Below are 9,652 nucleotides of genomic sequence, written 5' to 3'. Positions count from 1 at the left end.
GCACCGCTCCCCATACACGTCGTCATGCCGATACGCGGAGACTCGATTCGCCGCCCGGCGAGGGTGGGCGCTCGGATCACCGCGTTCGGCTCGTGGCCTCACGGCCAGCACGAACTATGCCGAGCACGGGCTGCGCGTTTCACTAGTTGTGCGGCCACCGCAGGTCAGGCGGCGCGAGAAGCCGGTGTGGGACGGACCGGCGCGGATCCTAGTGTTTTCACGAGTGCCGTCCGGGTTCTTCTTTGGTTGGCCCGGCACGTGCCCGGAGAGTCCCGCGTCGCGGCGGGGAAGGCGGGATTTTCTGAGCGCCTCCTATCGTCCCGTGCCAACGAGCCCGGCCGGCTGATGAGTGAGGAACCCCATGGCGTTCAGATATCAGGTTTCGAAACCGTACCTCGCAGGACGGGAGATGGAGTATCTCACCGAGGCCGTCGGCTCCGGCTGGATATCCTCGCAGGGCCCCTTCGTCAGGCGCTTCGAGGAGGAGTTCGCCCAGTACAACGGCGTCTCGTACGGCGTCGCGTGCTCCTCGGGAACGACCGCCCTCACCCTCGCGCTGCGGGCGCTCGGGATCGGCCCCGGCGACGAGGTCCTGGTGCCCGAGTTCACCATGGTGGCCACCGCGTGGGCGGTCACCTACACCGGCGCGGTGCCGGTGTTCGTGGACTGCGGCGACGACCTCAACATCGACGTCTCGCTGATCGAGTCCCGGATCACCCCCCGTACCAAGGTCATCATGCCGGTGCACGTCTACGGCCGGCGGTGCGACATGGACGCGATCATGAAGCTGGCGCACGAGTACAACCTGAGGGTGGTGGAGGATTCGGCGGAGGCGCACGGCGTGCGTCCCGTGGGTGACATCGCGTGCTTCTCGCTGTTCGCCAACAAGATCATCAGCGCCGGTGAGGGGGGCGTCTGCGTCACCAACAGCGAGCATCTCGCCCAGCAGATGGCCCACCTGCGCAGCATGGCCTTCAGCAAGGAACACGACTTCATCCACAAGAAGCTGGCCTACAACTTCCGCATGACGAACATGCAGGCCGCGGTCGCCCTCGCCCAGCTGGAGCAGATCGACGAGATCCTCGCCATCCGCAAGCGGATCGAGAACCACTACGACAGCGGGCTCGACGGCATCGAAGGGCTCACCCTCATGCCGCCCCGCGACGTCCTGTGGATGTACGACATCCGGGCGGAGCGCCGGGAGGAGCTGCGGGAGTTCCTCACCGACGCGGGGATCGAGACCCGGCCGTTCTTCCAGCCCATGAGCCGTCAGCCGATGTACTTCAACCCCGACTGGCCGACGCTGAACGCCGCCCGCTTCGCGGCCGACGGGCTCTACCTGCCCACCGACCCCGGGCTGTCCGAGGCCGACCAGGACTTCGTGATCGAGAAGGTGCGGGAGTTCCATCTGGAGGGTCGGCACACGCGTATGTGACCCGTCGGCCGGTACGTCTCCGGGCCGTTGTCCGCCGGTCGCTCCGGACGGTCGTCCGTCCGTGCGTCACCGCCCGTCCGTCCCTGCGTACACGTCGCTCGTCCGTCCGTACACGTCACCGCTCGCCCGTCCGGCTCGTGCGTCACCGCCGGCGCGTCGCCTCAGATGGCCGTTCGCCGGAACTCCGGCCACAGCTGCGGCCACGGGGCCCGCGGATCGTCGCACCGCCAGACGGGCGTGCCGACCTCCAGGCCGAGTCCGGTGTCCACGGTGGCCACCTGCCGCACGTCGCCGAAGTACGTGCGCAGCCGCTCGCCCTCGTCGCCGACGTACAGCACCGTGCGGGTCCCCTCGGGGGGCATGCCGAAGTACCAGTACCCACGGCTGCCGCTGTACGTCTTCGGCAGCCCACGCTCACCGCCGTAGAACTCGAGGGCGGCGGCCTGCCAGTAGACCCTGGTGATCACCACGGCGTCCCGCCGCTCGTCCGGCGGCAGTGTCCGGTACGCCCGGCTGACCGTGTCGGCGAACTCCGGCCAGCCGAACTGGCCGATCGTGATGAGCTCGACCCCGAGGTTCTCACCGGCCCTGGGCTGCCGCACCCACTCCGCCGGCAGCACCGGTAGCCAGTAGAGGGACGGCAGCACCGACAGCGCGACGACCGGCCAGGTGGGCACCCAGCGCCACCAGCGCGCCGCCCGGCGCCGCTGCAGTTCGACCGCGGCCGCGGACCACAGCACGGGGAAGAGCCCGATCACGTAGTACCACCGGCCACCGGCCAGCCAGAAGACCAGGATCACCGTGACGGCGGTCACGCCGTAGAACCGGTAGGGCCTGAGCAGCGGGGAACGCAGCAGCCGCCACAGGCCGTACCAGGCGAGCACGGCCCCGGCCAGCAGGCCGGGCTGGGCGAGCACGAGCGGGAGGAACAGCGCGCGGCCACCGTTCAGGCCCACCTCCTCCGACACCGTCCGGACCATCTCGAACTGCGGCCATCCGTTGCCGGCCTGCCACGCCAGTCCGGGAAGCGTGGTGAGCAGGGTGATCGCGGCACCGGCCCACAGCAGCGGCCTGCGCGGCAGGTCCCGTGGCCCCACCGCGAGCGCGGCCACCGCCAGTGCGAGCCACAGCACCGGGATGAGGAACTTGACCTGCAGGGCGACGGCCGTGGCGAGACCCGCCCACAGCAGCGGGCGGTCGTCGGACCGCCCCTCCTCACGCAGCCGGACCCAGCGGATCACCAGCCATGAGACCACCGCCCACAGGAAGCCGTCGAAGGCGTTCGTCGCGAGGAGGTGGCCGTTGACGACCATGCCGATCGCCGACACCGCCGCGGTCATCACCTGCGCCCGGCGCCGGCCGCCCAGCTCCCTCGCGATCTGGGCTGCGACGACGACCCCCAGCGCCGTGACGAGCGTCGCCGGAAGCCGCAGCGCGACCAGGGATCCGGGAAACAACGTGTCCATCACATGCGCGATCAACGGGAGCAGTGGCGGCTGGTCGGCGTACCCCCAGCTCAGGCGCTCGCCGGCCGCCACGAAGTACAGTTCGTCGGCGAAGTAGCCGTATCGGCCACTTGTCACCAGCAGCAGCACCGCGACCGCTCCGGCGATGACCGACACCGGACCCCGGGCGAGAGGTGCGATCGTGCCCGGAGGCGGGGCGGTCTCCGCGGTCGCCGCCCGCGCCTTCATCACCGGCTCGCCCATCCCTCACCCGTCCTGTTGTTCCTCGAACCGCGACGTCCCACCGGGAAACGGTCAGGAAATGGCGAACTCGGGCGAGTAGATGTCAAGCCAGCAGTGCATGTCGATTATCTTGTCGAGCAGAAGCTTGTCTCCGTGCGATATCTTCGCCGAGTCCATTTCGACAATGGACTTCAGCCATTCTCGGTTGAACAGCGTGAACAGCGGGCTGTGCGCGTCGGCCAGCACCTCTTTGGCCTGAATCTGCAGGGTGCTCGAATAGCGGACGTCATGCATCATCGTCGGGTAACCACTCTTCACCCGATTGGCCACCGACGGCGGAAGCAGATCCTTCACGGCGTGCCTCAGCAGGCTCTTCTCCCTGCCGTCGAACGACTTGAGCTTCCAGGGGGTGTTGTAGAGGTACTCGACGAGACGGTGGTCACAGTACGGAACCCGCACCTCAAGGCCGACCGCCATGGACAGCCGGTCCTTACGGTCGAGCAGCATCCGCAGGAACCGGGTCAGGTGCATGTGGAACATGACGCGCATCTGACGCTCGACCCGCGACGCGCTGTCGAGGTGATCGACGGCCGCCACCGCCGTCGCGTACTGATCTCCGAGATAGCCTTCCAGTCCCATCGCCTGCAGTGCCTCCCCCGTGAAAGGCATGACGGCGGAGGCGCTGGGCTGCGAGTTGAGCACCGTCGCCATCCAGGGAAAGATGGGAAGCGCGCGCATGTTGTCGTGGAACCACCGGTAGCCGCCGAAGTTCTCGTCCGCCGCCTCGCCGGACAGGGCCACCGTCGATTCATTGCGTATTTCTCGAAACAGCCTGTACATCGAGATGTCCGATTCACCGAACGCGTTCGGCGTGTCCCGTGCAGTGATCACGGAGCGGCGAATGGTCGGATCGGCCAGATCATCCGCGCTCAGCACCACCTGCCGGTGCACCGGCTTGATCAGGTCGACCATGTCCTTGACGAACGGCGCGTCCGGGGTGCTCCGGAACACGTCCGCCTTGAAGCGGTCGACGTGATCGACGAAGTCGACCGAGAACGTACGTACCCGTTCACCGCTCGCGGCCAGCCTGGGCGACGCGAGAGCGGTGATCGCGCTGGAATCCAGCCCACCGGAGAGCAGGACGCACTGCGGCACGTCAGAGATCAACTGTCGGCCGACGGTGTCGTCGAGCAGCTGCCGCACTCGTTCGACCGTCTTCTTCTGGTCGTCGGTGTGCGGCGCCGTCTGGAGTCTCCAGTACGTCCTGTCGCGGATTCCGCTCGCCTGGACGGTGACGATCGTGCCCGGCTCGACCTCGTGCATCCCCTTCCAGATCGCCTGGCCCTGCCCGATTCCGGTCACCGCGGTGCGGATCCCGTCGAGGTCGATGGCCTTGCGAGCGAGGGGGTTGGCCAGAATCGCCTTCGGTTCCGATCCGAACAGCACACCGTCGCGAGTCGGGTAGTAGTAGAGCGGCTTCACCCCCAGCCGGTCACGGATCATGACGAGCTTCTGGTCACGGGAATCCCAGACGGCGAACGCGAACATCCCGTTGAGGTGGTCGGCGACGCCTTCCCCCCATTCGAGATAACCGTGCAACACGACCTCGGTGTCGCTCGCGGTGAGGAACCGGTGCCCTTTGGCCTGCAGTTCCTTGCGCAGCTCGATGAAGTTGTAGGCCTCGCCGCTGTACACCAGGACCACGGGACCGTTCGGCGTGGCGAACTCCATCGGCTGCACGCCGCCGTCCAGGTCGATGACCGCCAATCTTCGATGACCGAGCGCGACGTGTCGTTGAAGCCATGTTCCGGAGGCGTCGGGCCCGCGCAGCGCCATGGTGGCGGTCATCGCGTCGATCGTGGCCTGCCGTTCGGTCAGATCCGCGTCATAGGACACCCAGCCGGTGATCCCGCACATAAAGGGTTCTCTCCTTGTCCGTCAAAGAAATCGACCGCGGCTCTCATGAGCGACCTGCCCGGTCGGATCCCGGCAGACCACCGATGAGGGTCGAGAGGTCTGCCGCGGACCTGGCCTTCCACCAGGGGCGGCCCGTACCCGGCACTCGCCTGTCGGCCGGAGGCTTGGACGACATCGGAGAGATGTCATCGTCCACCCCGCCCCGGTAACGCAGACACCGGCCCCGGCACCCTACTGAGACCTGATGCTATGAACGCTCGGCTAGGAAAACGCCTACTTAATCCGAGAATTCGACGCCACCTGCGATCACGCCTCCGACCTGGGACAACAAGGGAATTCTGTGTCCACGGAAGCACGGCACCCATAAAACGGACACCGTTTTTGAAAGAATCAGGCGGGCCGTTAACAGCCGGCCGCGCACCGGGCCGCGAGCGCCCGCCCATCACCCGCATCGACGCCGCGAATCTAATGATTTCCGGGGGTCGGTCACACCAGGATGTGCCGGACAGGAAAACAAGATCGCTGCTCGGATCCGCGCACATGTCACCTCGGCAGCCGATCCAGGGAGGCAACCAAGGGTGTACCCGACTTCGACCGCCACCGGCCCGGCCCTTGAACGTCCGACTGTGACGCGATGCGCGCTCTCATAGCGACCGTCGGCTCCGAGGGGGACGTCCAGCCTTTTCTCGCCCTCGGAAAACGCCTGATCGCCGAGGGTCACGACGTCGTGTTCTCGGCCTCCGACAGCTACACCGCACGCGCCGAGGCCGTCGGCGTTCCCTTCGTCGGCAGGCCGACCTGGAACGAGACGGAATTCCAGGCGAACTACCTCCGCATCATCAGCGAGAGGAACAAGCTGCGGCAACTGACCGTGGTGATCGAATTCCTGGCGCAGGAGCAGCGTGCCGCGCTACCTCAGCTGATGGCGCTGGCCGGTGAGGCCGATGTCGTCATCCACTCACCGCTGGCCATCGGCGCGGTCGCCGCGGCACGCGCGGTCGGCACGCCCCACGTGAGCGTGCACCACACCTGGCCGCTGCGCCGAGCACGCGGACACGGCCCGACCAATGTCGACCTCGGCCCCGTCGGCAACGCCTTTGCCTGGGCGGTCACCGGCGCGGGAGTCAGGCTCGCGACCGACAAGCTCCTCAACCAGGTCGTCGCCGCGGCCGGCCTTCCCCCCTGGCGCGACATTCTCTTCGACGCGAGCCATTCGCGCCTGCTCAACCTCATCGCCATCAGCTCGCACACCCTTGAGCACGATCCGCTCTTCGGTCCCGCCTACCTCAACACGGGATACTGGTTTCTCGACGAGCCGGACTACGTGCCCCCGGACGACCTCGCGGCGTTCGTGGCCGCCGAGCCGCCGGTCGTGATCGGCTTCGGCTCGAACAACGGGTTCGACGCCAACGCGGTCACCGAGCAGCTGCTCGACGCGGTCAGCGGCCTGGGCCGGCGCGTCGTCCTGCTGTCGGGCTGGGCGGGGCTCGGAGACCAGGAGCTCCCGCCCCACGTCTTCCTGGCGGGCTTCGTCCCGCACGGGTGGCTCTACGCCCGCGCCGCGTGCGTCATCCATCACGGGGGCGCCGGCACGACCGCGGCGGCGTTCCGCGCCGGTATCCCGCAGGCGGTCGTGTGGCTCCAAGGCGATCAGCTCCACTGGGGAAGAAGGATCGCGCAACTCGGCGTCGGGCCGTCTCCTCGTTCCCAGCACGCCCTCAAGGCCGGCTGGTTGCGGGGCGCGCTCGACAGCCTGCTCGACAACGGCGACATGGCGGCCCGTGCCCGGATGCTGGGCACCGCGATCCGTGCGGAGGACGGAACCGGTATGGCGGTCCGCGCGATCGAGAAGGCGTTCGCGGCCAGGTGAGGACGGCCCCGGCGGCAGTCGCATCGCACCCGAAACCCGCGCGGCGAGGCGCATGACCCGGGCGCGGCCGTACCGCCGGGGTGCCCTCACGGTGCTGTCGGGGTGCGGGGATCGAAGTCGTCGAGAGGATCCGTACGGCGGGCCGTCGGAGATCGCGTCACCGCGCGGGTTGCCCCTCACACCAACCCGCGAAGCGGCACCGGGACTTCCGGTCGCGATCCCTACGCGTCAAGGGACTCCCACCAGGATCGGTTCTCCTGATACCAGGTGACGGCGTCCGCGAGGCCCTCCTTGAAATCGATCACGGGTTCGTAGCCGATCTCCTCGGTGATCTTCCCGTGGTCCAGCGAGTACCGGTAGTCCTGGACGCGCCGGTCCGGCACGTAACGAACCCGGTCCCAGTCGGCACCGGCCAGTTCGAGCAGAAGACCGGTCAGCTCACGGTTGGTGAGCTCTATCCCGCCGCCGATGTTGTAGATCTCACCGGCGCGGCCCTTGTCGAGGACCATGGAGATGCCACGGCAGTGGTCGTCGACGTGCAGCCACTCGCGGACGGCGCTGCCGTCGCCGTGCAGGGTGAGGTCACGCCCCTGGAGCAGGCGGGTGACGAAGCGAGGGATGATCTTCTCCGGGTACTGCCGGGGTCCGTAGTTGTTGGAGCATCGGGTGATCGAGAGGTCCAGGCCGTAGGTGCGCCAGTGCGATCGGGCGAGGCAGTCACTGGCCGCCTTCGACGCCGAGTACGGGTTGTTGGGCTCAAGCCGGAACCGTTCCGTCCACGACCCCTGCTCGATCGACCCGTACACCTCGTCGGTGGACACGTGCACGACCCGCTGGATCCCGTTCATCCCGCACTGTTCGAGAAGCCGGTGGGTGCCCATCACGTTGGCCCAGACGAACGGCTCCGCGTCGTCCACCGCCCTGTCGACGTGCGACTCGGCGGCGAAATGCACGACCGCGTCGTGCCCCGGCACGAGGTCGGCGAGCAGTTCCCGATCGCAGATGTCACCGCGTACGAAGGTCAGCCTTGGATGTTCCTCGGGCAGGTTCTCCCTCCTGCCGGCGTAGGTCAGCTTGTCCAGAACGGTGATTCGGGTGTCCTCGTGGCCGGGATATCGGCCTTCCAGCATTGACCGAACGAAATGGGATCCGATGAACCCAGCTCCGCCAGTGACCAGGATTCGCATCTGATACTCCTTCATCCGCGTTACCTGCCTCGCCTCTGGCGGACAACTCGGACGGAAACACGGTGTCGGCGATCATGTGATTCCCCCAGATCAAGGGGTTTCGTTCAGGCGATTGTGCCTCAGCCGATCAGGTAATTCCCCTAGTGTTGTCGGACGTAGGCTCCGACCGCCGGCCGATCGAGGACTGGTCGTGAGCTGTCGAAACGCCTTCCGGCAGATCGAGCGCGGTGGCCACGGCGGCCGGGCGACCCGACAGCTGGAGGGAGAGAACGCTGATGGACACCACCAGCCGGTGCCTGGTGTGCGGGGCCGACCGCCTGGAGGAGGTGGTCTCGCTCACCCCGACTCCGCCCGCCAACGACATCGCGCCCACCGCAGAGCTGGCCCGATCCCAGGAGCGATACCCGCTGGACCTCGTGCGCTGCGCCGGATGCGGTCTGGTCCAGCTGGTGGACGTCATTCCCCGGTCGGTGCTGTTCGCCGACTACCGGTACGCCACGGGTGCCGCTCCCGCCCTCGTCGACCACTGCCGTGCGCTGGCCACCCTGGTCACGGATCGGCTGGGGCTCGCCGCCGGGGCGAAGGTGCTGGAGATCGGCTCGAACGACGGCACGCAGCTGAGCTTCTTCGGTGAGCGCGGCATGCGGGTGCTCGGCGTCGACCCGGCGGTAGAGGTGGGAACCTACGCGCGGGAGCACGGGGTTCCGACGCTGACCACACATTTCGGTGTGGAGACGGTCGAGAGGATCCTGGGCGACATCGGACCCGTCGACGCGGTGCTGGGCAGTAACGTGCTCGCCCACGTCAACGACGTGAACGGAGTCCTCCGCGCGATCCGCATGCTCCTCAAGCCGGGGGGCAGCGCCGTCATCGAGGTCGCGCACGTCCTGCCGATGGTCCAGCACGGTATCTTCGAGTTCGTCTACCACGAGCACCTTTCCTACTTCTCCCTGCACGTGCTGGCCCGGGCGGCCGAGGCGAACGGCCTCGCGGTGTTCGACGCCGAGCTCATCTCGACCCAGGGAGGCTCGCTGCGCTGCTGGATAGGCCGCGACGACGACGGCCGCTCCCCGAGCGCCGAGTTCGACCGGATCCTGTGGGCCGAGGTCGACGCGGGGGTGCCCGACGGCGGTTTCCTCGACGGCTTCGCGAACCGCGTCGACCGGGTCTGCACGACCCTCAACGACGTGCTGGGCGGCCTGTCGAAAACCGGCCGGCGGATCAGCGGGTACGGCGCGTCGGCACGAGCCGTCACCCTCCTCTCCCAGGCGGGAGTGGGCGGCGAGATCGACTGGATCGTCGACGACAACCCGCGCAAGGTGGGCAAGTTCACGCCGGGCGACGGTATCCCCATCGTGGGCTCCGAGCGGCTCGTCGCGGGCTCGACCGACTACTGCGTACTGTTCGCCTGGAACTTCGAGGCCAGTATCCGCGCACGGTCGACGGCGTTCTCCACGGCCGGCGGCTCGTTCGTCGTGCCGTTCCCCGAGCTGTCCATCCGGTGAGGCCGATCCTGCCGGCCCGGCACATCGCGTGACGATCGTCTGGAGGAGTT

Annotated in this window: 6 protein-coding genes; 3 read left to right on the top strand and 3 right to left on the bottom strand. The window is 67.7% G+C overall.

What is annotated here, in order from left to right:
• Positions 1–409: 409 nt before the first annotated feature.
• On the top strand, positions 410–1,435 hold the full coding sequence (locus tag ACFY3D_RS31905) for a DegT/DnrJ/EryC1/StrS family aminotransferase (RefSeq protein WP_389986324.1): 1,026 nt from the start codon (positions 410–412) through the stop codon (positions 1,433–1,435).
• Positions 1,436–1,596: 161 nt separating this feature from the next.
• Here ACFY3D_RS31905 and ACFY3D_RS31900 read toward each other — a convergent pair whose 3' ends face one another.
• Complete coding sequence (locus ACFY3D_RS31900; RefSeq protein ID WP_389986321.1) at positions 1,597–3,144, bottom strand: ArnT family glycosyltransferase; 1,548 nt, start codon at positions 3,142–3,144, stop codon at positions 1,597–1,599.
• 51 nt (positions 3,145–3,195) lie between these two features.
• On the bottom strand, positions 3,196–5,040 hold the full coding sequence (gene asnB / locus ACFY3D_RS31895; RefSeq protein ID WP_389986318.1) for an asparagine synthase (glutamine-hydrolyzing): 1,845 nt from the start codon (positions 5,038–5,040) through the stop codon (positions 3,196–3,198).
• Between the two features lie 634 nt (positions 5,041–5,674).
• Here asnB and ACFY3D_RS31890 point away from each other — a divergent pair.
• Positions 5,675–6,910, top strand: a complete 1,236-nt coding sequence (locus ACFY3D_RS31890) for a glycosyltransferase (protein ID WP_389986315.1) — start codon at positions 5,675–5,677, stop codon at positions 6,908–6,910.
• Positions 6,911–7,131: 221 nt separating this feature from the next.
• On the opposite strand, the gene rfbB is transcribed toward ACFY3D_RS31890, so the two are convergent.
• Positions 7,132–8,097 (bottom strand): dTDP-glucose 4,6-dehydratase, encoded by a 966-nt coding sequence (gene rfbB, locus ACFY3D_RS31885; protein WP_389779851.1) that lies wholly within the window; start codon positions 8,095–8,097, stop codon positions 7,132–7,134.
• Between the two features lie 275 nt (positions 8,098–8,372).
• Here rfbB and ACFY3D_RS31880 point away from each other — a divergent pair, with 275 nt between their 5' ends.
• Positions 8,373–9,602: a methyltransferase domain-containing protein gene (locus ACFY3D_RS31880; protein WP_389986312.1), complete on the top strand. Its 1,230-nt coding sequence runs from the start codon at positions 8,373–8,375 to the stop codon at positions 9,600–9,602.
• The last annotated feature ends 50 nt before the right edge of the window (positions 9,603–9,652 follow it).

Origin of the sequence: Streptosporangium sp. NPDC000509 (assembly GCF_042898365.1) — a bacterium.
Lineage (GTDB): Bacteria > Actinomycetota > Actinomycetes > Streptosporangiales > Streptosporangiaceae > Streptosporangium.
The sequence above is the reverse complement of the archived record's forward strand: the minus strand, read 5'-3'. Positions and strand labels throughout refer to the sequence as shown.